Below are 23,948 nucleotides of genomic sequence, written 5' to 3' on the forward strand. Positions count from 1 at the left end.
ACATAATGAAAAGGTAATGCTGACTATAATGATGGAGGTTCTTAATGCACTATATCTTAAAAGCGTATTTAAGGACAATGAAGATAAAGTCTCTTCTAAAACATCCGTGATGATGGCTTTCGGGCAACTGGCAGGTTTGGATCTGTAGCATTCATTCTTTCAGGTTTTCAACTTGAGCCTATATCACGAACCTAAGCTACCGTTCTCGTTTTATACTTATTCCTGTATTCAACAGGTGTTGTCCCGGTAATCTTTTTAAATACCATCCTGAATGTTTTCAGGTCATTATAACCAACACTATACGTAACAGCAGCAATATTCATTTCGCCGGCTTCAAATGCTTTCTTGGCAGCTTCTACTTTTACCCTGTGAATAAATTCTATCGGATTCAGCGAGGTGGCACTTTTAAACCGGCGGATAAAGTTCCGTTTGCTCATATTTACCTGCCTGGCAATCTGATCTACGGAGATATCAAAATTAAATTTCTTCTCAATAAAGCTCTGGGCAATATGTATCTCATCGTCATTGTGCATGCGCTGTCCTGAAAAGACAGTGAAGATGCTTTGTGAAGTCCGCCCATAGTCCAGGGCGTAGTATTTGCTTAGCTCTACCGCTATCTCTTTCCCACAGTCCTTTTCTATGAAATACAATAGGGCATTTAATGCTGAAAATCCTCCGCCACCAGTAATAATAGCTTTAGAATGGGTAACAACATGGTCGGGTTTGAAATCTATTAACGGGTATCTTTTCTGCAGGTCTTCGATAGCGCCCCAGTGGGATGTAGCTGGCATGCCATCCAACAGGCCGCATTCTGCCACGAAATAGGCGCCGGTACAAAGACTGATGATCTGCGCGTTCTCCTGATATTTCTCTTTTATCCAATCAACCAGGATGTTGTTCCTGGAAAGCATTGAATCGATGTCCTCCGGGTTGGAACTCATAGGAGGGATCACAATAATATCTGTATCAAAGTCGTCAGATATGGTCTTGCTGCACTGAAACTGTATGGGAAGGCTTAGCTGCACATTCCTGAGATGTACCCCTACCAGCTCTATCTGAAAAGGAGCAGGCATGCCTTTTCTTACGGCCACTTCATTGGCACTCGTTAATAACGCTACAGTGGTAGAAGCCGCCGATAACAAGACCTCTTCATATATTATAACTGAAATATGTTTCATCCTATCTAAATATGGTGCATTCAAAATATAAGGAAAAAATGGCACAAAATCCACTCCTTAATGTCATTTTTGAGTAGTGACCCTGTCTTAGCACCGAGATACCTTTACATCAGAAAACAACAAGGATATGAAAACGATATTTGACAATGCAACCAGAGAAGAATTAATTGACAGGATCAATTCCCTTACAAAAAGCAATACAGCCCAATGGGGCAAGATGAATGTTTACCAGATGACCAAACATTGTACAACATGGAACAACTGGATCCTGGGTAATAGCCAGTATGTTTATAAGCAGGAATTCCTGGGAAAGATCTTCGGAAAAATGGCGTTGAAAAGCATGGTAAAAAGTGATGCTCCAATGAAAAAAAATATGCCGGCAGGCATTTTCGCCATAAAGGCAAAAAACGGCGATGTTGAACAGGAAAAAAAGACCTGGGTGGAACAGATTAGGCAATACGGACATTACTCAAATCCGGATTTTATTCACGACTTCTTTGGCAAGATGAAGGTAGACGAAATTGGCATCTTTGTGTATAAACATTTCGACCATCACCTGCGGCAGTTTAATGTATAGCACTCATCGTTTCCATGAAAAATCGGAGATGCTCACAACGTTTTTATACGCTTAAACACTTTATACTGCGTTTCCAATACCGCACCGTTATATCCATGCGCAGCTGTTGGCAATAAAAAATATTCTTTTTTTGGTGCCTGTAGTTTATTGAAATAATTGGTCGTTTTTTCTTTTGATGTTAAAAGATCGTGTTCGCCCTGAATGAAATATACCGGGATTTTAAATTGAAGGTTGTTTTGCAGGAAATGAATGGTAGCTCGCATAGATTTAACACCCAACTGCTTGTCGCCAACAAAATTTACAAACGAATAGTCGTCTCCGAGTTCCCTGTTCAGGCTATCTTTTGCATTATTATAGTCCGGAGCCTCTACAAACCAGCCGGAGGGCGCAGGGGTTGAATTTGCTTTTTCGTATTTTTTCACCACCCTGAACAACTTGCCTACAGAACGGGCTTTATCATAGGGAGGTATGCCAAGGTCGTCCAGTATCTTTAAAGATTCCTGGTCATTATTTTGCTTTGCCAGTTTATAAACATTGTTATAAAGCAACAAGTCATCATCAGGAGTAACGAGTTGTGAATGCCCAACATAAGCGTAGTAAAGGTCGGGACGTTTTGTAGCCATAGTAACACCAAGCACAGATCCCCATGAAGTGCCGAAAAGAATAATTTTCTGCTTCCCAAGATGTTTAATCAGATATTCCGACACCTGGATGCCATCCGATGCCATCTGCTCAACGGTTAAAGGATTAGCTTGTAAATAAGATGGGGTCAATTCATCCGGGGCATGTTGTCCGAAAGTCCTTGCAGCCCCTCGTTGATCCCAATTGACAACAACGAAATCTTTTTCCAGGTCTTTGTAGAGATTATCTGAATACGGACTCATAACACTGCCTGGCCCGCCATGAAGAAACAATATAACAGGCTTCGAGCGTGCGCCTTTAATAGTTATCCATTGTTCCAATCCGTTTATGGAAATAAATTGTGCTTCGGAGATCCATTGCGATGATATAGTGTCTTTGCTTTGTGCATTGGTAGTAAAGGTGCATGTAAGCAAAAGGGCGGTAAGGGAAAGGGCTGAAAAGATCGTTTTCAAGATTATTTTTTTTAAAGAAAAGAAAATATTACAAATATGGTAATTAAAAATCAGGAATCCATAGAGGCAAAATACCGATCGGTTGCGGGTAATACACCCGGTAATCAAAAAAACGAATACATGACCGGAGTAGTGAAATCTCTTTTGATAATGATGGTTTCGCCAGTGGCCACTTTGGTTACAAAACATGACAAATTATTATAAATTTGCCAGAAACAGCTGAAATGGAAGATTTTGTAATCATTGTGAATCAAATAGAAGAACTACAGTCAATTCAGGACCGCCAGAAACTGGAACTGATATTTGAAAAAGCCAAACGAACCATCATCGGAGGCCAGAACGTAATACTGGTAAGAGAAGATAGAAACGGCAGGCAGGAAAAATTTGAGACCTTTACCAATGAGCATGATTTTGAAGAATACAGGAAGCAGGTCTTCCGCTTGCTTTGAAATGAATCATAACCGGCAGATTATAAACCTGGTTTAATGACAACAGGGTAATTACAATTATTCAAACACCTGTCAGCTATATTCTTTTTGATAATTGCCGTTATTTTAGCTACCTTAAAATCAGCTAAAACCAGTTAGAATGAACGGAAATAGCTCATCAAATCTATATTGCGTTTATAATATTATTCACTTTATAGAGAATAACTATGACCAGGAGGTTTCAATAAAACAGCTGGAAGAAGTTTCTCATTACTCCTACCGAAATATTCAACGGATTTTCAAATACACCTGCAAAGAAACCATCGCACTTATCCGAAAAGGCTAAATCCTCCTACATCAACTATCATATCGCCAACAGCAGCGTGCTGGTACCCAAATATAATGACTCCAACGATGCAGTTGGCCCTGAATATTATTCAGCAGCTGTATCCGGGTAAAAAAGTGGTTGGAATCGGCTGTCGCAACCTGTTCGCCAATGGAGCAATGATCCATTGTGTTACCCGGCAACAGCCGAGATAATAAGAAAGAATATACCCGGGCGTACTAAAAAATGGACAAACCGACATCTACTGCGGTTTGTCCATTTTCATTTCCCGGGAAATGCGCAGCTTTATTTTTTCAGGATAGTATTGCTACGCGCCTCCATTGCTTTGATTTCTTTTATATACTTGTTTAATTTGTTCTCGGGAGAACTGATATCCGGCGCTTTAACCGGCTCAAATCCACTAAGCAAAAAAGAGAAGTCCGTTCCTAATTTTGTTTGTGCCACTCCATGACACCCCTGGCAACCGCTGATGCTAAGCTTTCTACCTTTGTAAAAGGTGTTTACCCCACCATTGCGGGGTGAATCCAAACCACTCCCCTTGAAAAGTCCTAATGAAGAATCGGATTCAATCACATAGTTTGCCAGGTACTTACTTATCAATGCCTCGTCTTTCTCCGGATCCGACTGAATACCTATTAACCGGTAGTGACTGAGTGGAGAATTAGGATTTTTTGCTTTAATAAGTGCCTGCGCATAATCGTTTCCCTGCTTAATAACAAACGGGATATTCCGCAGGCGGGGATAATCCGTATGGAATGGCCCAATTTCATGGCCATTGGTGGTGGAATCCAATAATCTGTAAGAATAGTGAGGTTGGCCCTGGGGAGGGTTTTGCAGGTCTTCATGCTCAAAAGTTGCAAAAATAAAATCAGGGTAGCTGACGGTTTTATGAATGATATGCATCCCCAGCAGCACATACCTTTGGTTGTGATAAAACGTTCCTCCGGGGCGCTTTGAATAAGTGATCACATTACGGGTAATATAATGGGTAACATCATCTGAGCTGTTATAAGGCCTCCAAGCGGTCTTTACTTCGATAGTTCCGGTGACGGGATTCCCATCACTTCCAATGGCGCCTCCACAGGGTAATGTAATAATCATCTTTCCAGGCATGGGGTTACATGAATTATAGTTTGCAGGCGCATTCCCGATAAGCAACAAGGTGCTGTCTCTTGCCTTTCTTAAGCTGTCTTTGGTAGGATAGTTGGTTAAAATATATTGATATTCGTCTCTGTTTACCTTGGCCTGGTAAAGCACCCGTAAATCCTTATCCGCATATACATTACAGGAACCTATCTCATTACCTTCATCCAGGTTATTAAAGAGTGTAAAAACTGCCCCTCCGGATGGTCGTATCGGGATACCATAAGTATAATGGGGAGGTTTGTCAAAGGGCAGCATTTTATCAGTATTAGGTCTCAGTTCTGTCCGGTGAGCATAGGTTTCCCATACAGTGAGGTCAGGAAAATTAAGATTATACGACCAGGTGGTGTCCGGGTAATCGCGTTTCCCGTTTTCATAGTAGGAAGATTTCCAGTTCAACGACAAAAATTCATTCCATGCAAAAGATACCAGTTGATCAGGGGTAGCACTGGAGATCAAATCTTTGGGAGGATGCGGACTAAATATGATATTGAAAGATCGCCTTTCGATAGGAGAAAAATAATTCCAACGTATGAAGATAACCGCGCCTAATAAAATTATGGCGATGACTAAAACCGTTTTTTTCATAAGATGTAAGATTATTGGTAAATGTGATAAGGGTTGTCTTGCCTCATTTCCAGATGATGAATTTACTTTCCACGAGTGTTTTCAAAAGATGACCACCAACATCCGCATTCTTAAAGCATGGCAACTCCTGCAAAAGCGGTTGCTTCTGAATGGTGCATACAATGAACGCAGCCTGCCTGCCTGATGGCCTGACGTGCAGATTCATCCGGTGAACCGATACCTGAATAAATGCGAATTGTGTTTTGCTGTTGTAGTCAGATGCTGTTAACGCATCCTGTTAAATAAATAATGGGATTAAAGTGTTATTTGAGGGTTTGATAATAGACCTTAAACTGATACAAGTCTTTTGGTTTAACATCCGTACTGGGTTTCATTAGGAAAAACTTATCTTATACTGAAAGTACTTTCAAAAAAGGTAAAACTAAACTATTGAAACTTTTTCAAAGTAAGAGAATATTTTTTATATGTATATGAATAGGATGTTACGTGAACAATGTTGTTACCATCTCATTCAATTGTACTCAAATCCGGATTTGAACAAGCCAGGACAGGCCACGAAAGCAATTTTACCCTAAATTGACATCCATAAAAAAAATCATCCTGATGAAATTTACTGCTTGCCTGTTGTTCATAACACTATGCTTTTCCGATTCGGTTTTTGCCCAGATCCAACGGCGACAATTTGTTAAAAGCGCCGATTCCCTGATCTCTCTCAGACTGCCGGATATTGCACCGGGTGCTGTTGTACTGGTAGCTGAAAAAGATAAAGTGATTTATAAAAAGGCTTTCGGTCAGTCAGATATCAAAAGCAGGAAAGCGATGAAAACAACGGACATTTTCAGGATCGGTTCTGTCGGGAAACAGTTTACCGCAGTAGCGATCCTGCAGTTGATCGAACAGGGAATGCTTGGCCTTAATGATAGTATACAACGTTTTCTGCCTGACTATCCCTGGAAAGGATATACCATTACGATCGCTCACCTGCTCAGTCAGACCTCAGGGATCAGGAATTACCTGGAACTGGAAACGGATGCAAAACCCGAAGAAATCAACCATTATAGCCCTAAACAGGTCATAGATGTTTTCAGTAAAGAGCCGCTGCTGTTTGTGCCAGGAACTACATTTCAGTATAGTAACTCCAATTATTTTTTACTGGGATACATTATAGAAAAAGTCAGCGGGCTTCCCTATAAAGACTACCTGCTTGAGCAGTTGATCAGGAAGGCCGAATTAAAAACCACGTTTTACATTGATCCCGAAAGGACAGATTCCAGGAGACCTACCCCCTACTCCAGGTTCAACGGGAAACTGGAAGATGCAGCACTTCAACCTGTCAACCTGACTTATGGTGCAGGTGCGCTGGAATCAACTGCAAATGATTTGCTGACATGGCATCAGGCATTATACAGCGGCAAACTAATCAAGCCGGAAACCTTAAAGCTGGCAGTTACTGCTTACAAGCTGGCAGATGGCAGCGACTCCGAATATGGCTTTGGCTGGTTTATCAAAAAACTGGAGGAAGCACCCACCGTGGAACACAATGGCTCTACTGATGGATATCAAACGGATATAGTTTACCTTCCTGCACAGGATATTTATGTGGTCGCGCTGTTCAACTGCTATGAATCAGATATGGATTGGCAGGTGCTCACCAATGACCTGTCCAGGCTGGCGATGGGGAAAAGCATAGCTGCCATGCTGCAATTGACAGCAAAACAGCTCCAGCCTTTTACCGGTACTTATGAAGTTTTTACAGGAACAGTGAATCACCAGATCCGGATAACCCAGGAAGGGAATACGCTGTTTGCTGAGGCGCTTAATCCTGACGACAGGCTACCTAAAGTAACATTGTATGCAGAGAAGGAGAATAAATTCTATATGAAGGAAGCCCCTCTCAGGTTTGAGTTCGTGAAAGACGAGGCGACAGGAGTATATAAACTGGTCACCTACAATAACAGGGGTAAGGATGCGGAATGGAAGAAGCTTTAAGCAGCCACCTTACAATTCGTGTTTTATTCCTATCTTCCGATTACTTGTTTTTTCACCCGTTGCGCTAATTGCAAAAAAAGATGTTCAGAAACCATTCGAAATGGCTGGTAATAGTCACCCTTATTTATGCGATGCTGATTAGTTGTGGCGGACTCGCATCTACCAAACAACCCACACAGCAGTTACCTCCTTCTATACAGGTAAGGGCGCTTTATTCCGGAGCCGATGTGAACACGGTATTAAATTCAGTAGCTATTCCATTGAAAGAGTCCATCTTTCAGCATGTTGAAGACATGGATCACATGAGCTATACGGCCAGTAGTGATGGTTCATTGGTGATGACCGTTTACTTTAAACCAGGTACAAATCCGGATGCGGCGGCGCTGAATATTTCAAATCTCGCTGCTGTAATAACCAGCCAATTGCCTGCACAGATGGCCGGGCCGGGCATTACCGTCTCCAGGCAACATGGGCCCATAGTGATGGCGATTGATCTGTACGCTGAAAAAGACGGACCTTACGACGATACATTCCTGGCCAAGTATGCCGCCACCAATATTATTCCTGATCTGCAACGGACTCCCGGCGTCAGTCAAGTAGTTACTGCTGACCACAATAAAGACTCGCTGACGCGTATCTGCCTAAACAAACAGCAGATGAGCACTTTTAATTTAACATTGCAGGAAGTATTAGCCGCTATTCCTGCGAAGCAATTGGAAGCAGTAACAGGGGTATTATTCAAGGATGGCAAACAGCCTTTTGATTATATCATTAAGTGCAAAAGTGAACATCATCAACCTGTTACTTACGGAGATATGAAGATTCGTACGAATGCCGATACCGTATTGCGGTTAAAGGACGTAGCAGCGAAAATGGAATTTGGCCCTTATACTCACGGAAATTTTACCCGTATAAGAGGTGACCAACCTGGCGTCAGCATGATAGTGATGCAGCAAACTGATTCAAACAATGAAGGAATACAAGCAGCTATTAAAAAGTTGATGGAAACAGTTTCGAAGAATCTTCCTACCGGCATAAAATATTCGATATTATATAACCCAAAAGACTCCTTATATATTTCAATGGAGTAGGTTATGACGGATAATAAATTGACAGACACTAAACGATGACAGCTAAAGATTATTCGACAATAATAAAATCATTTCATAATGACTTAGAAATTGTGAAGGAATTGGTTTACGATAAATGTGGTTTCGTATTAACAAACCCAATACTGAATTCAGAGAGTTTGGAATATGGTGCCTGCTCATTTAAACTTAACGGAAAGACAATTCAATACCGGGTTGCCAAAGTTACGCCGACAAAAACAGGACAATTTGTAACCATCTGGAAAAGAAATGACGACGGAATAACAGCACCTTTCGACATTTTGGATAATATCGACTTTATAGTTATTACAACAAAAAGTGGCAATCATTTGGGGCAGTTTGTCTTTCCAAAATCTGTTTTAGCAAATAACGGAATTATTTCGCAAAATGGGAAAGGAGGAAAACGTGGAATCAGAGTTTATTCACCTTGGGATACAATTACCAGTAAACAGGCTGAGAAAACTCAACATTGGCAAAGAAAATACTTCTTAACAATTAAGCACGACCACACCAGTGACTTTCAGCTGGCGAAAAAATTATTTGCCGACACAGACCATTACTAATAGTTTCAATAAACAATTGCTATAGTTTACAGTAATCTTTTTATTCTTCTTACAAAAGTATAATCTCCAGTGACTTCTTCTTTATAATCCATCTCTTCATCAAAGATATTCACATCTCTGTAATAAGTAGCCGTACTCAGGTAACCGATCTCCAATCCGCCACCACCACAAATATTACAACCACCATCTCCGGCTTTTAGAAACCACTCGCTATCCATCATGATCTCATAGTGATAGGGATTATTAGCGATCACTATGCCGAAATGATTATAGGTATCTAAAAAATAGGGCGTGTTCTTATCATGATCTGCTGCAAAATGATGATATTTTTTCGTGCGATCCAGCTCATCTCCCCATGGGTACATAGTGCGGGAACCACCACCACATAAATATTCCCATTCATCTTCCGTGGGCAAACGGAAGCCAGTATCAACGATATTCTTTACCAGCTCATCATAAGAAGAAGATTCATACAGGAATGCTTTGATCTCTTCTCCATTTTTCGCGAGGCGAAAGCTGTCATTTACGGTATACTTATATTTTTCCTTTGGTGTGCTACGTAAGTCCACCAGGGCTTTTTCAAAATAATCATCCGCTACCAGCCGTTCATCATCCAGGGCCACCGGGAAGTAACCTGTTTCCTGCACATGGCGCTCTACAACCATCGGACCTATAGTAACTGTTCGTACCGGCGACAGGCGTTCCTCGATATAGGCATCCACTTCGGTTACCTCTATTCCTGTTAATTCGGCGATGTTTATTTTGTTCTCCGCTGCCGTTGTGTAATGATCTAAGCCAATGGTGACCGTGTCACCTGGAACAAAAACAAATTCGCTTCCCTTATACTCCAATACCGCGGTAAATGTGCTTTGATTAAACTTATTGAATTGTTCAAAAGATTTGATCGTAAATCCAGGCAGTTGCGTTTCTATTAAAAAAGATAAAATTGCTTTCGCTTCCGTTTCCGGGAGCGCATTCCAACTTTTACGTTGGTATATCCGGGTTATATCCATGGTGTAGTTTACGTTGATAATACCAAACAAAAATACACCATCTGTTCTAAATATTCTTTTTCTTCATCTGATCTTATACCTTCTGCATGTGGGTTCTACAGACACCAGGAGTTAAAGATTACTCTTCTTCCGCTGTTTCTTTCGCCTTCTCCCTCTTTCCAAACTTCCGCGGAAACCACGACACTGTCGCCATAAAATACTGTTGCAGCACATTTACTGTACCATAGGTCAGTATGTTGTTATATCCGTAGTTGATAATGCTGGTATTCTGGTGCAACAAATCCATAGCGGATAACTTCAACTCGAAATTATTTCCCTTCATAAAGCGATAAGCTGCACTGGCATTCCAGATGGTGTAATTAATACCACCCGAACTCGTAGAGGTATTATGGTTAAAATTCACGTTGCTGCTAACGGAGAGTCGCCGGGTACAATTAGCGCTGGCGCTGAACGCCGTCACATAGGTACGGTTGCTGAGATCATTGCCCTCAATTCCCTGTTGCCTGGATTTATACCAGTTAAAGCCCTGGTTGAAGCTGGCATTAAAAATATCCTTGTAGGAATAATAAAGACGGAGATTATTATAGCTGTTAATATTATCTGATTTATTCCATACACCGCCAATACTATTAGGGGTACGGGTAAAATTGGTAAAAGTATTCACACTGAGTTGCAACTGATGCTGCCTTAACTTAAATGCTTTGTTCAGGTTACCGGATATACTCAAAAACTGATGGCCATCTGCATTCACCACATAATAGCTGCTGCGTCCTTCTTTATCTGTCATACTGCTATCTGCAAAACTATTATTAATGATGCCGGCAGACACACTCCCATTGTAGTTGAAATCTCTGTTTGTCCTCATTGTGTAATGGCTCATGCTGAACGTCAATGCTCTTTTTTCAGCAGGCTTCAGGGTAGCATTACCATTTCGTATGTAATACTGATTGGAACTATCCACCAGTGGCGCCAGCTGATAAACAGCCGGAAAATCATTGGTAGCGGCAAAATTCAGGCTATAGGTATCATAGAAGTCGCCAGACTGATTGTTTTGATAGCTGATGCCCGCACTCGGTACAAACTTCAGGTAACTACGGCTGAGGTTTTGAAAAGCATGATCAGAATGGTTTTGCAGCTGGTAAAATTGTGCCTGCGCACTGGCATCTATGGTAACCGACTTGTTATAACGATTCACCAGCCCTTTATTGAATGTCCGGCTGAAATTCAATGCCGGCTTTTCATCTATCGTAGTATACCTGCTGTCGTTGGTTAAATACTGATTCAATACATAATTGTCTTTTGCAGGATCCTTATCCATGACCCCGTTCTTTTCCCGGTGTGTATTTACGTCCAGGTTATTTTGCAGCTGGATGCTTAACCGGGATAAGTTACCACTAAACATCCAGCGAGATAAATCGCCCCACTTCAGCGACAGGTGTTGTTTGATGTCATTGCTGCGGGTATTATAACGCCGGTCAAACAATTTATTTTGTGCAGGATTGTCGATGGAATTAAATGTTGTTTGCTGCCACCGGTCGTTGTTGTTGTTGGCGGCAATAAAGGAATAATTAATTTCATAATCGCGTGGCCGCCGGCTTTGATACATCCGTGAGCGGTGTGATGTACCAATTTCCAGCGTCATATTTTTCCCGTCACTGTTATTATCATTCACGGACTGATTGGTACTTTGCAACACCCGGGCTGTATTAAATACGCTACTTTCATTACGGCTGTTGCTGTGCATAGTGTTACTGTTGAAGGACGCACCGGCGTAAAAGCGATTATTGTCCTGACGTTTATCATACCTCGACTGGAAGTGCTGAGCCGTGTTGTTAGTCCGGCTGTTGTTTCGATCATCCCGTATCAGGCTACTATCACCGCCGAGCGAGGTAACCGTTTGGGTATTACGTACCTGGTCGTTGATATTATTCTTCAGGAAATAACTCGCATTCAGGCGATTCTCCTTATTATAATCCGGATCTGGTATGAAGTCATGCTGAAATACAAATCCACCCGATTTGGACCTGTTAATGCCCTGCGTCGAGAAATCCGATTGGTACTCCGTCCCGGCCCCTACTCCTTTAAAGGTGCTGTTGCGCAGCAGCTGGTTGGCATCTGCGGCATCTTTGTTAATGTTATTGCTGGCAGCCACAAACCCGATCTGGGTCTTTGGCGAAAAAAAGTTGATGCTGGCATCTGCCTCATAACGTTCCCTGGAGCCATAGCCCGCAGACATTTTTCCAAAGTGGCCCATCCGCTTATTTGCTTTCAGCTTGATATTCACTTCCGTCACGGAATCCAGCGGATTGTCCCGGTTCTTGTTTTGCTGATACACCTGAATTTTATCTACCGCATCTTTGGGAATATTCTGGGTAGCCACGCGCTTATCACCTCCGAAAAAAGGTTTGCCATCCACTAATACACTGCGTACTTCCTTGCCGTTGACAGTAATGGTACCATCGCCCCAAAGGGTTACGCCGGGCAATACCCGTAGCAGGTCTTCTGTTTGCGCATTGGGATCCAGCCGGAAAGCATCGGCATTAAATTCAAGGGTATCTCCATTCATTTGCACTGGTGGTACTGCGATCACCTCAATGCCTTTCAAACTGTTTTCTCCACGTTCCAGGTTGAGTTGCTTTAAATCGATCTCATTACCGCTGATTGTAAACTTTTTCGCCAAACTCCGGTAGCCCATATAGCTGACCACAATTCTTAACGACTGGTTTACCGGCAGGTCTTTAAAATGAAACTCCCCGAAGTTGTCGGATAACTGGTAACTGATCAAACTTGAATCTTTCACCAGGTACACCGCCAGCGTAGCTGCAGGTAAAGCGTAGTTATGAACGGAATCCCGTACAATCCCATTGGCAGCACCTTTCCAGGTACTATCTTTTTTTTGTGAGAAGGCAACAGCAGCAGTGCATATGAAAATAATCAGTAGTAGGAACAGTCGTTTCATTATCCTATAAATTGTCTTTGGGTGTTAGCTGAACAATCACTGGATTGCTTTTACAATGCGCTGTAGTAAAGTAGCGGGTTAAAGAATTATTGTATACAGGCGACCTGTTTGCGGTCCTTTCCTGCGAAAATCCGGTCATAGAAAAAAAGGTAAACAGGGAAGATACTTTGCGCATCTGAGTATTTTACGTGGATTCAAAAATTTGAGGCAAACAGCACTGCATAGGACTTATCACGATAATCAACTTTTCATGTAAGACATTTGCGATTCTCTTGTGCTTAAATGTAATTTATAATTTCAAATTTTTTTTTAGAATTCCGGAGATGAATACTTTAGCGGATATAAAAGGCTGTCGCAGGCTGTAGCAAGTTGACATCATCCACTTTCTATTGCATATTTCATTAATTTTAATTTTCAGGTGATCCTGATAAGTTCCCCACTTTAAATGATGGTGATATGAAAGAGAACAAATACGATGATCCTGCTTTTTTTGAAAGTTATAGTCAGATGCCCCGCTCTGTAGATGGGTTGAATGCCGCAGGTGAATGGCAAACTTTCCGCGCCATGCTGCCGGATCTGCGCGATAAAAAAGTACTGGACCTGGGTTGTGGCTTCGGGTGGCATTGCCGGTATGCAGGGGAGCAACAGGCCGCGGCAGTGGTAGGCGTAGATATTTCTGAAAAAATGCTGGAACGTGCCAGAAATACGACTCATGATCCGGCTATCACCTATATACAACAAGCCATAGAAGATATTGACTTTGCAGCAGGCTCCTTCGACGTAGTCATTAGTTCCCTGGCATTACATTACGTGGCCGCTTATGATGTGGTTTGCCACAAAGTATATGATTGCCTGAAATCCGGCGGCACCTTTGCGCTTTCTGTGGAGCATCCTGTTTTTACGGCCAATGCCGCGCAGGACTGGTACTACGATGCAACCGGCACACGACTGCACTGGCCGGTAGATCATTATCAGGCGGAAGGATTAAGGAAGACAAGATTCCTGGATACCGATGTGATCAAATACCACCGCACGGTAGCTACCCTGTTAAATACGCTGCTGACAACCGGTTTCAGTATCCGCCATATCTCAGAACCCCAGCCCTCCCCCGAAATAATAGAACAGTACCCCGAAATGCGGGACGAAACACGCCGGCCTATTTTCCTGATGATGTCGGTGGTGAAACCATGAATCAACTAAAAGCCTTACCAGATGCGATTCCGTAAGGCACTCATCCTTTCCTTCAAAAATAAATTTGCCAATTTAATACCAAATGGTATATTTTTGTGTCGGCAAAGATCATAGGATATGAACAAAGCAGAGAAAACAAAACAGTTTATTGTGGAAATGACGGCGCCCGTATTCAATGAAAAGGGCTATACCGGCACCTCTTTGAATGACATGACCAATGCTACCGGGTTAACAAAAGGTAGTATCTATGGCAACTTCGCCAATAAGGATGAAGTGGCCCTGGCAGCCTTTGATCACAACATTCAGAAAGTAGGCGTAATCATCAGGCAGGAAATGGACAAAAAGACCACCTGCAAAGATAAGTTGATGGTATATGTACATGTGTATGAAAACTTCCTGAAACACCCGTTTCCCGTAGGTGGCTGTCCGATTCTTAACACCGCCATCGAAGCGGATGATACCCACCCTTTATTAAAACAGAAAGCAGTCGATGCGGTACATAACTGGAAAGACATTATCACCGGCCTGATTGAAAAAGGTATACGGCAGGGAGAATTCAGCAAACATGCAAATGTGGAACAAACGGCGCTCACCATGATCGCTATGATTGAAGGCTGTATTATGATCACCAAGTTAACAGGCAAAATGAATTACCGGAAAACCATTATGCAATCCGTAGAAAAGATCATCAACGAGTTATAATCAAAATTTTTTCTCTATAAATATACCGATTGGTATAAAATAAAAACTAAAAAATGAAAACATCCGGAAATACGGTGCTGATCACCGGCGGTAGTGCAGGCATAGGCCTGGCGATAGCGAGATTATTATCTCAGCAAAACAATAAAGTAATTATTACCGGCAGAACCCCGGAAAGACTGGCAGAAGCGGCCCGGCAGATACCCGGTGTGACCACCATCGTCAGCGATGTCAGCAACGGACAGGACGTAGCGAAACTGGTAAAGACCCTGGAACAGGATTTCCCTGAACTGAATATGGTCATCAATAATGCCGGCAAAGCGCATGCTTACGAATTGTCTGCCACCGCCAATGCAGCGGATAAAGCAACGGAAGAAATGGTGACCAATTATTTTGCAGTGATCCGGCTCACAGAACAACTGCTGCCTTTACTGCTCCGTCAGCAGGAAGCTGCCATTGTAAACGTGACCTCTATTGTAGTATTTGCACCATCCGCACGCATTTCTACTTACTCGGCCACTAAAGCGGCATTACATTCCTACACACAGTCACTGCGCCACAGCATAGCACCACTGCATGTGTTCGACCTGATGCCACCACTGGTAAATACTGAATTCTCAGAGGGAATCGGCGGTGCTAATGGCATTCCTCCACAACAGGTAGCGGAAGAATTCTTTGCAGCACTCGGCAAAAATCAATATGAAATTCATGTAGGCAATACAGAAGATATCTACCAGCTGATGTTGACTTCTCCTGATGCCGCTTTTGCAGCGATGAATGGTGGCGGCGTAACGGCATAAAAAAATTTCTCTTAAAATATACCAACTGGTATATTAAAATACAGTAATGAAACGGACAGTATTGATCCTGGCGGTGATTACAGCGGCCATCATGGAGCTGATAGACACTTCTATTGTAAATGTGGCATTATCGCACATGAGCGGTAACCTGGGCTCCACCCTGGAAGACACCTCCTGGGTCATTACTGCCTACGCCATCGCCAACGTCATCATCATCCCCATCACGGGCTTTCTGGCGGGCAAACTGGGCAGACGCAATTATTATATTGGCTCCATTATCGCCTTCACCTTCTTTTCGATGATGTGCGGACAAGCCAGCAACATATGGGTACTGGTGATTTTCCGCTTCCTGCAGGGCATAGGTGGCGGCGCCCTCCTATCTGTATCCCAGGTAATTATATTTGAACAGTTCCCTAAAGAAAAACGTAATGTGGCCAGCGCACTCTTTGGAGTGGGCGTGTTTATTGGTCCTACTATAGGACCTACCCTTGGCGGTTACATCACAGAGTTCTATTCATGGCCCTGGATATTTTACATCAATATCCCCATTGGTATAGTAGTCGCATCCATCTGTTATGTACTGCTACGGGAACCCGGCGAAGTAGCTCCCGATCGTAAAATCGACTGGACCGGCATCCTCCTGCTGGCAGTAGGTGTGAGCGCCTTGCAAACCGTGCTGGAACGCGGCGAAACAGACGACTGGTTTGAAGCCCCTTATATCACCTGGCTCGCAGTAATAGCTACCTTCTCTATTATACTCTTCATCTGGTGGGAACTCCGGATCAAATACCCGGTCGTGAATCTGCGGGTACTGAAAAGCAGGAATCTCAGCATCGCCGCCATCCTTACGTTCGTATCCGGCATGGGCATTTTCAGCTCTGTATTCCTGACACCCGTATTTGCACAGCGACTCCTCAATTTCAYGCCCCTGCAAACCGGTATGCTGTTGCTACCCGGTGCCTGTCTGGCGATAGGTGGACTCATCATCTCCGCACGGCTGCTGCAACGCGGCGTATCACCGGTATTCCTGATTGTGGCTGGCATGGGCTTATTTGTGCTGTTTAGCTGGCAAATGTCGCAGCTTAACCAAAACGCCAGTGCCGCCGATATTACGGTGTCCCTCATCTGGCGTGGTGTTGGACTGGCGCTCGTAACCGTGCCGCTTACTACGCTGGCCGTATCTTCTTTATCGGCAACAGATATCCCGCAGGGCGCCGCACTCAATAACATGATGCGGCAGTTAGGCGGTTCCTTCGGTATTGCCATGGTAAACACCTATCTCGCTAACCGCAATGCCCAGCACCGCTCCGACCTGGTCAGCAATCTGCAGACAGATAATCCTGCTTTAACCACCCGGCTAACCGGATACACGCATTTCTTCTTAAATAAAGGGGCCACCATTACTGATGCACATGACAAAGCATTAAAACTACTGGATAACACCGTCATCCGCCAAACCACCATTTTAAGCTTCAGTGACGCATTTCTATTGGTAGGCATCATATTCCTCGCAGCATTGCCCCTGCTCTTCATTGCGTCCACCAAACAAAAGGCAGCCGCTAATGTAGTTGTACTGGATCACTGATTTTTCTACTGCAGCAGGATCGCATGATAAGTGCCGTGCATCACAAAAGCATTATCTTAGTACAAAAAAAAATGCATCGGCTATTCTACCTCACCCTGTTTATCATGATCCCTGCATTTGTGCATGCACAAACACCCACAGATGCGATCAAAGCTTCTATCAATCAACTATTTACCGCCATGCGGAATGCAGACAGCGTGGCMATCAAAGCTTGTTTTGCACCCGATGCCCGGCTGCAATCTGTATCCAAAGACAAACCCCTGCAAACAATAGCCATTGATGAATTTGCAGGCCACATTGGTAAACTCCCCACGAATGCGGCAGACGAACGGATTGTGTTTGAGCAGATCCATATAGACGGCACACTGGCATCCGTATGGACTCCTTATCGCTTTTATTTTAATCAACAGTTTAACCATTGCGGCGTAAACTCCTTTCAAATGGTACAATTGGATGGGGTATGGAAAATACAGTACGTGATTGATACCAGACGCAAAGATGATTGCGCAGAAGAACCTGGTAAATAACTTAAACAGCGGTATATGAATCGGACTGCCTCACCGCTCCTCACGATACCGGTTTACGACTTCTTTTACGAAATACGGCTGGTGTAAAACCAGCCTTTTGTTTAAAGAAAGCCGTGAAATAATTGGCCGACTCAAAGTTCAGCTCATAGGCAATTGCTTTGATCGTTTTCCCGGAACTCACCAGCAGGTCCTTCGCCTGCTGCAGCCTGATCTGCTGCTGGTATTGGGTAGGCGACAAACCTGTGTATTGCTTAAACATACGCCGGAACCAGGAATAGCCCATGTTCAGCCTCCGCGCCAGCTCTTCCGGCGAAATACTGCCATCCGGATGTTCCCGCATCAGCAGTCTCGCTTTCTCAATTTTTGTGACAATCTCTTTATCCTGGAACTGATTATTTTTTGTGGTGAAGTATACCGCTCCCAGCATATGCATGGCAATACCGGATATAGCCTGCTGAAAACCGGCACGCTCCTCTGCCGCCAACGCTATTACCTGTTTAAAAAGATCCAGCAACTGCTCATTAAATCCAATATGATGCAACGGTGCGTCCCTGTTGAAGAAATTATGCCGGATAACCTGGTCTGCTACTGCCCCTTTGAATCCTATCCAGTAAGTATCCCAGCCACTGTCTGTTTTAGGCCGGTAGCTATGCCATTCATTCGGAAAAAGCAACAGCATACTGCCTTCATCAACGTCTTCATTTTTCAGTTGCCGGGAGCTGAAGTGACCCGCCCCACGGGTAATATAGATCAACTGGTATTCCTGTAAAACACGACCGGTATCAGGATTGAACCAATAACGGGAAGGATGATCTTTCGATGGATACCTGCTGTCAGGTGATACCGACTGGTAGCCAACCGTAGTAACGGTGAGCCCCCAGTTAATGTCATCTTCATTAACAGTCAAATACTTAATAGGTGAATCCTGGTATTTTTTCATGGTACAAACAGCGTTTCATGCAATGGAATAGACGGTGGATACAACTGAATCAAAAATAATGATAATCGGGGTAATTTCGTCTGTTTAAATTTCCCTTCATCCAGCGTGCAAGCATCCTTTTTCCTTTATTATACAGCAATACGGGCAAATACCGGCAAAAACAGCTACCTAAAGTATATACCCTGTTGATTGTGTCAGAAAACGTACTTTTTAAGTCAGATCCAGTACCTCATTCCTTTACTTTCTGAATAGATTTGTACAGTTGCCGCTCCATTACTGCCGCAATGCACGTTGTAGAAAAATCATCAGCTTATTACCAGAGAAATACTCCCTGGTTTAAATGTATACTTATGTACCTGAAATTACTTCGTAGTCTTTGGTTACCCATTATAGCCGCCAGTTTCCTACTCCTCCTTTCCTGGAAAACCGGTATAAAGTCACCGCCTCCCGGCGAACATAGTTTTCGTTTCCTCCAACAACAATTTGTATCACCCGATAAACAATTTGGCAGTGCCCCTCTATGGGTATGGAACACAAAAGTAACCCGCCCTATTATTGACTCCATGATGGCCGGATTTAAAAGCCATGGCTTTGGCGGCGTGTTTGTGCATCCACGGCCGGGCCTTGTGACGGAATACCTCTCGAACGACTGGTTTGATATGTGGAGCTATGCCGTAAAAAAAGGAAAACAACTGGGACTGGATGTATGGATATACGATGAAAACTCTTACCCCAGCGGTTTTGCAGGCGGACATGTTCCCGCTGATATGCCTTCTTCCTATAACCAGGGACAGATGTTGCATCTGGAAAAAATAAGCCAACTACCGGAAACGGATACACGATATTTTATTTGTCTGAAAGAAGAAGGTGGAAAGTTTGAAGACATCACCGGCAAACAAGCCGCAGAAAAGGGTAAGAAAGGTAACTACTATGGTTTCAGCAAAGCTTATTACCATAGGTCCGACTGGTATGGAGGCTACTCCTATGTAGACCTGATGGCCTCCGGTGTTACTGAGAAATTTATTGAAGTTACCATGAAAGGTTATGAAAAAAGTGTAGGCGCCGACTTTGGTAAAACAGTACCCGGCATTTTTTCAGATGAACCGAACATAGAAGTACAGGGCGGCGGCAATATCCGCTGGACACCAGATCTCTTCTCCCACTTCCGGGCAACATGGGGGTATGACCTGGCGCCACATTTACCCGAACTATTTGAAGAAACCGGTGAATGGAAAAAAACAAGGCATCACTATTTTCAAACATTACTACAGCTCTTTATTGATCGCTGGTCAAAACCAATGCACGCCTATACGGAGCAAAAAGGATTGCAGTGGACCGGCCACTACTGGGAACATGGATGGCCCAACCCTAATAGTGGTCCCGACAATATGGCCATGTACGCATGGCATCAGCGCCCAGCCATTGACATGCTGTTTAACCAGTTTAATGAGCAAAGTCCAAATGCACAATTCGGGAATATCCGCTCCGTAAAAGAGCTGGCCAGTGTAGCCAATCAACTCGGCAAAAAAAGAACGCTCTGTGAAACCTATGGTGGTGGCGGATGGGAACTCACCCTCATGGACATGAAGCGACTGGGCGATTGGGAATATGCACTTGGCATCAACACCCTGAATCAACACCTCGCTACCATGACGCTCACCGGCGCGCGCAAATATGATTATCCACAATCATTCTCCTATCAGAATCCGATGTGGCCTTACTATACGCAGCAAAACCAGTACTTCGCCCGTTTATCGCTTGCCCTCTCCAGGGGACAACAACAAAACGATGTGCTCATACTGGAGCCTACTACCAGCGCCTGGATGTATTTTAATTACGACAGATCCAATCCGCGAATCACAGCAATTGGCAACCAGTTCCAGGCATTCATTACACGCATGGAAAAAGCACAGACAGAATATGACCTGGGCTCTGAAAATATTATCCGGGATCATGGCAAAATATTGCAGGATCAATTCATAATAGGAGAACGCGCCTATCGTACCGTCATCATTCCACCGGGCATGGAAAACCTCGACAACAGCACCTTTCAGCTATTGCAACAATATACCACAGGTGGTGGAAAGGTACTGGTGTTTGAAAAGCTGCAATATATTGATGGCGCATCCAATGCCGCCCTTGACAAATGGTTGCAGCAACCAACAGTTACGCATATACAGGAACTGAACCAATCGGTGATACAACAATATATTCCTTCTCCCGTGATCAGTTTTCCGGAGATAGATACCACACAGGGTGATCTTTATCATCATCGCCGCCGCATGGATGACGGACAACTGTTATTCCTCTCTAATGCCAGTATACATGAAAATGCCAGCGGACAGGTGCGGATAAAAGGCAAAGATGTTGTACTGATGGACCTGCACACCGGCCGCATACTGGATTATCCTGCTACCGCAGATAACGGCTATCTCACTATTCACTACGACCTGCCGCCAGCCGGCAGTATGCTGTTATTTGCGGGAGACCAACCCATGCATAACGGCACCGCCTACACGGCGCCCTGGACCGGTACACCGGTAAAAGCCACCCCGCTCAGTATTCAGCGCCTTTTGCCCAATGTACTCAATATCGATTTCTGCGACCTCCACATCGGCGACAGCACCTACAACGATATACATGTGCTGAAAGCAGCAGACCTTACGTTCAAACATTACGGATTCCATAATGGCAATCCCTGGAATACCTCCGTACAATACAAACGAAACATCGTACAGCGGGATACTTTTCCTGCCGGTAGCAAGGTGAACGCCGTGTATCATTTCACCATCAACGATGCAGACAGAAGTCATATGCAGGCAGTAGTAGAAAGACCGGACATATGGAAAGTAAAGCTGAACGGGAAACTGCTGGCACCTGTAAAAGGCCGCTGGTGGCTGGACAAAGACTTTGCTGTGTACGACATCAGCAATAGTAAACCCGGAGAAAACCAACTGGAAATAATCGCTGCTCCCATGCGTGTTTTTGCAGAGATAGAACCGGTATATATCATCGGAAATTTCAACCTGGCACCCGTGGCTAAAGGCTGGGAAATTGCTAAAGCCGCCCCGCTTTCGCTCGGCAGCTGGCGGAACATGGGCATGCCATTGTATGGTCACAGTGTAGCCTATACGAAACATTTCCGCGGCTCAGCCGGTACCAACTACCAGGTAAGACTAAAAGAATGGAAAGGCACTGCTGCTGCTATAAAAGTAAATGGTAAAGCCGCAGGGGTCATAGATATTCCTCCTTATACCGCCGACATTTCTTCGTATATGCGGGAGGGTGATAACACTGTGGAAGTGACCATCACCGGTAGTTTAAAAAACACGCTCGGGCCGCATCACAATAACCCTCAACCAGGAATAGTGTCGCCCTGGCATTTCGGGAATGTGAAACAGCATCCCCCCGGAAATGCCTATGACACCTATGACTACGGTATGATGACTGACTTTGACATTGAACAACGTGCCCGGCACTAAATAACGGAAGGATATGGTAAATATTAAAGTGGGATTATTTGGAATTGGCCTCGCTACCTACTGGTCGCAGTTTGAAGGATTAAAGGAAAGACTGGAATCCTATCAGCTCCAAATAGCGAGGCAGCTGGAAAGTGATACCGTTACGGTACTGGATGCAGGCCTGGTAGACTCTGTAGAAAACGCCAGAGCAGCAGCAACACTTTTTAAAACCAACGATGTCAGCATCATCTTTTTATATGTATCTACTTATGCACTATCAGCCACTGTATTGCCAGTAGTGCAAAAAGCCAAAGTACCCGTAGTGATCCTCAACCTGCAACCGGTGGCCGCCATCGATTACGAGTGGTTCAACGGATTAGGCGACAGGGGCCTCATGACCGGTGAATGGCTCGCCAACTGCCAGGCATGCGCTGTTCCGGAAATCGCCAACGTATTTAACCGCGCCGGCATTCCTTTTTACCAGGTAACCGGCACACTGGACGATGCGGAAGCATGGCAGGAAATAGCCGACTGGAAAGAAGCTGCTGCAGTAGCCGCCGGCATGCGGAACAACCGTCTGGGTGTGTTAGGCCACTACTATAACGGTATGCTGGACATCTATTCCGACCTTACCCTGCAGGCAACCACCTTTGGCGGACATATCCAACATCTTGAAATGTGCGACCTCGCCGCCTTTCACCAACAGGTAACACCCACCGAAATAGAACATAAAATACAACAGATCCACCAGGAAATGGAAGTACTGGAGGAATGTCCGCCGCAGGAGATTGTACGCGCCGCTCATACTGCGGTAGCCCTGGATAAGATGGTAGCACATCATCAGCTCGGCTCCCTCTGCTACTACTACGAAGGCACTCCCGATGGTGAATATGAAGATCTCATTGCTTCCGTTATCACCGGCAACTCCTTACTCACCGCTCACCAGGTACCGGTAGCGGGTGAATATGAAGTGAAGAATGCACAGGCCATGAAGATCCTCGACCTTTTCCAGGCGGGTGGCTCCTTCACAGAATTCTACGGTCTGGATTTTAATGCCGGCATTATCCTCATGGGACATGATGGTCCCGGTCACCTGGCAATTGCCGAAGGCCGCCCCCTGCTGAAACCATTAGGCGTATACCATGGCAAACCCGGTAAGGGCTTGTCTATTGAGATGAAAGTAAAACATGGCCCGGTCACTTTACTATCTGTAGTAGAAACCCACGACGGCAAATTAAAATTGCTGGTGGCACAAGGCGATTCGGTACCGGGCCCTATTTTGAAGATCGGTAATACCAATAGCCGGTACCGGTTTTCACTGGATGTAAAAACATTTGTCAACAACTGGAGTAAAGAAGGCCCCGCGCATCACTGCGCCATTGGCATCGGGCATATAGCCGGTAAGATTGAAAAGCTGGGAAATATACTGGACATTGCTACCGTAAAGGTATGCTAACGAAGCAGATACCACCCCTCGCCCCCTTTCGTTTTGAATCAACAGAATAATAGCCTACTTTTGCTCCGTTATGGTTTATCCATGTCCACTCCGGACATGAATAATTAAAAGGGAACATGGGTGAAAATCCCGGACAGTCCCRCTGCTGTAAGTCTCATACAATGCTAAGGCAACACCACTCAAGGCCACTGTTGATCATTCAATGGGAAGGTCGCCGAAAGCAGAGATAAGTCAGAATACCTGCCATACAACTGATTTTTGAGCTTTCGTGGAATGAAGCTTAGGGATAAATGCAAGCTATA

Annotated in this window: 20 protein-coding genes and 1 riboswitch; of the genes, 14 read left to right on the forward strand and 6 right to left on the reverse strand. The window is 44.2% G+C overall.

Going from position 1 to position 23,948, the window contains the following annotated elements; genetic code table 11:
* Positions 1 to 191: 191 nt before the first annotated feature.
* Positions 192 to 1,178, reverse strand: a complete 987-nt coding sequence (locus AC1DP6_RS24495; RefSeq protein WP_477057193.1) for a GlxA family transcriptional regulator — start codon at positions 1,176 to 1,178, stop codon at positions 192 to 194.
* Positions 1,179 to 1,305: 127 nt separating this feature from the next.
* On the opposite strand from AC1DP6_RS24495, the gene AC1DP6_RS24500 reads away from it, so the two are divergent.
* Positions 1,306 to 1,755 carry a DUF1569 domain-containing protein gene (locus AC1DP6_RS24500; protein WP_477057194.1) on the forward strand — a complete coding sequence of 150 codons (450 nt, stop codon included), beginning with the start codon at positions 1,306 to 1,308 and terminating at the stop codon, positions 1,753 to 1,755.
* Between the two features lie 32 nt (positions 1,756 to 1,787).
* On the opposite strand, the gene AC1DP6_RS24505 is transcribed toward AC1DP6_RS24500, so the two are convergent.
* Complete coding sequence (locus AC1DP6_RS24505) at positions 1,788 to 2,849, reverse strand: alpha/beta hydrolase (protein WP_477057195.1); 1,062 nt, start codon at positions 2,847 to 2,849, stop codon at positions 1,788 to 1,790.
* Between the two features lie 206 nt (positions 2,850 to 3,055).
* Between AC1DP6_RS24505 and AC1DP6_RS24510 the strand changes: the two genes are divergently transcribed.
* From AC1DP6_RS24510 to AC1DP6_RS24520, 3 genes are all read left to right on the forward strand, one after another.
* The gene (locus tag AC1DP6_RS24510; RefSeq protein WP_477057196.1) at positions 3,056 to 3,298 is read left to right on the forward strand and encodes a hypothetical protein; all 243 of its coding nucleotides are present in this window, start codon (positions 3,056 to 3,058) and stop codon (positions 3,296 to 3,298) included.
* Between the two features lie 263 nt (positions 3,299 to 3,561).
* The gene (locus tag AC1DP6_RS24515) at positions 3,562 to 3,735 is read left to right on the forward strand and encodes an agmatine deiminase family protein (RefSeq protein WP_477057252.1); all 174 of its coding nucleotides are present in this window, start codon (positions 3,562 to 3,564) and stop codon (positions 3,733 to 3,735) included.
* Positions 3,680 to 3,817, forward strand: coding sequence for an agmatine deiminase family protein (locus AC1DP6_RS24520; protein WP_477057197.1), 138 nt, complete (start codon positions 3,680 to 3,682; stop codon positions 3,815 to 3,817). The genes AC1DP6_RS24515 and AC1DP6_RS24520 overlap by 56 nt, the downstream gene beginning before the upstream one ends.
* Before the next feature lie 91 nt (positions 3,818 to 3,908).
* Here AC1DP6_RS24520 and AC1DP6_RS24525 read toward each other — a convergent pair whose 3' ends face one another.
* The gene (locus AC1DP6_RS24525) at positions 3,909 to 5,354 is read right to left on the reverse strand and encodes a hypothetical protein (protein WP_477057198.1); all 1,446 of its coding nucleotides are present in this window, start codon (positions 5,352 to 5,354) and stop codon (positions 3,909 to 3,911) included.
* Between the two features lie 603 nt (positions 5,355 to 5,957).
* Between AC1DP6_RS24525 and AC1DP6_RS24530 the strand changes: the two genes are divergently transcribed.
* The 3 genes from AC1DP6_RS24530 (at position 5,958) to AC1DP6_RS24540 (ending at position 9,015) form a co-directional block, all read left to right on the forward strand.
* A complete protein-coding gene (locus tag AC1DP6_RS24530; protein ID WP_477057199.1) occupies positions 5,958 to 7,343 on the forward strand; it encodes a serine hydrolase domain-containing protein in 1,386 nt (461 codons plus the stop codon).
* 80 nt (positions 7,344 to 7,423) lie between these two features.
* Positions 7,424 to 8,434 carry an efflux RND transporter permease subunit gene (locus AC1DP6_RS24535; RefSeq protein ID WP_477057200.1) on the forward strand — a complete coding sequence of 337 codons (1,011 nt, stop codon included), beginning with the start codon at positions 7,424 to 7,426 and terminating at the stop codon, positions 8,432 to 8,434.
* A gap of 35 nt (positions 8,435 to 8,469) precedes the next feature.
* The gene (locus AC1DP6_RS24540) at positions 8,470 to 9,015 is read left to right on the forward strand and encodes a MepB family protein (RefSeq protein WP_477057201.1); all 546 of its coding nucleotides are present in this window, start codon (positions 8,470 to 8,472) and stop codon (positions 9,013 to 9,015) included.
* Positions 9,016 to 9,041: 26 nt separating this feature from the next.
* On the opposite strand, the gene AC1DP6_RS24545 is transcribed toward AC1DP6_RS24540, so the two are convergent.
* Complete coding sequence (locus AC1DP6_RS24545) at positions 9,042 to 10,028, reverse strand: SUMF1/EgtB/PvdO family nonheme iron enzyme (protein ID WP_477057202.1); 987 nt, start codon at positions 10,026 to 10,028, stop codon at positions 9,042 to 9,044.
* Between the two features lie 118 nt (positions 10,029 to 10,146).
* Positions 10,147 to 12,987 carry a hypothetical protein gene (locus AC1DP6_RS24550; RefSeq protein ID WP_477057203.1) on the reverse strand — a complete coding sequence of 947 codons (2,841 nt, stop codon included), beginning with the start codon at positions 12,985 to 12,987 and terminating at the stop codon, positions 10,147 to 10,149.
* Positions 12,988 to 13,443: 456 nt separating this feature from the next.
* Between AC1DP6_RS24550 and AC1DP6_RS24555 the strand changes: the two genes are divergently transcribed.
* The 5 genes from AC1DP6_RS24555 (at position 13,444) to AC1DP6_RS24575 (ending at position 17,789) form a co-directional block, all read left to right on the forward strand.
* A complete protein-coding gene (locus tag AC1DP6_RS24555; protein WP_477057204.1) occupies positions 13,444 to 14,178 on the forward strand; it encodes a class I SAM-dependent methyltransferase in 735 nt (244 codons plus the stop codon).
* Between the two features lie 117 nt (positions 14,179 to 14,295).
* Positions 14,296 to 14,880 carry a TetR/AcrR family transcriptional regulator gene (locus AC1DP6_RS24560; RefSeq protein ID WP_477057205.1) on the forward strand — a complete coding sequence of 195 codons (585 nt, stop codon included), beginning with the start codon at positions 14,296 to 14,298 and terminating at the stop codon, positions 14,878 to 14,880.
* Between the two features lie 53 nt (positions 14,881 to 14,933).
* Complete coding sequence (locus tag AC1DP6_RS24565) at positions 14,934 to 15,677, forward strand: SDR family oxidoreductase (protein ID WP_477057206.1); 744 nt, start codon at positions 14,934 to 14,936, stop codon at positions 15,675 to 15,677.
* 46 nt (positions 15,678 to 15,723) lie between these two features.
* Positions 15,724 to 17,262: a DHA2 family efflux MFS transporter permease subunit gene (locus tag AC1DP6_RS24570; protein ID WP_477057207.1), complete on the forward strand. Its 1,539-nt coding sequence runs from the start codon at positions 15,724 to 15,726 to the stop codon at positions 17,260 to 17,262.
* Positions 17,263 to 17,333: 71 nt separating this feature from the next.
* Positions 17,334 to 17,789 (forward strand): nuclear transport factor 2 family protein, encoded by a 456-nt coding sequence (locus AC1DP6_RS24575; RefSeq protein WP_477057208.1) that lies wholly within the window; start codon positions 17,334 to 17,336, stop codon positions 17,787 to 17,789.
* 40 nt (positions 17,790 to 17,829) lie between these two features.
* Here AC1DP6_RS24575 and AC1DP6_RS24580 read toward each other — a convergent pair whose 3' ends face one another.
* Positions 17,830 to 18,729 carry an AraC family transcriptional regulator gene (locus tag AC1DP6_RS24580; protein WP_477057209.1) on the reverse strand — a complete coding sequence of 300 codons (900 nt, stop codon included), beginning with the start codon at positions 18,727 to 18,729 and terminating at the stop codon, positions 17,830 to 17,832.
* A gap of 350 nt (positions 18,730 to 19,079) precedes the next feature.
* On the opposite strand from AC1DP6_RS24580, the gene AC1DP6_RS24585 reads away from it, so the two are divergent.
* Positions 19,080 to 22,211, forward strand: coding sequence for a glycosyl hydrolase (locus AC1DP6_RS24585; protein WP_477057210.1), 3,132 nt, complete (start codon positions 19,080 to 19,082; stop codon positions 22,209 to 22,211).
* Between the two features lie 13 nt (positions 22,212 to 22,224).
* Entirely contained in the window at positions 22,225 to 23,646 is a 1,422-nt protein-coding gene (locus AC1DP6_RS24590) for an arabinose isomerase (RefSeq protein ID WP_477057211.1), read from the forward strand.
* A gap of 54 nt (positions 23,647 to 23,700) precedes the next feature.
* A riboswitch (cobalamin riboswitch) is annotated at positions 23,701 to 23,908 on the forward strand.
* The last annotated feature ends 40 nt before the right edge of the window (positions 23,909 to 23,948 follow it).

The organism is Chitinophaga sp. 01L420 (genome assembly GCF_056399985.1).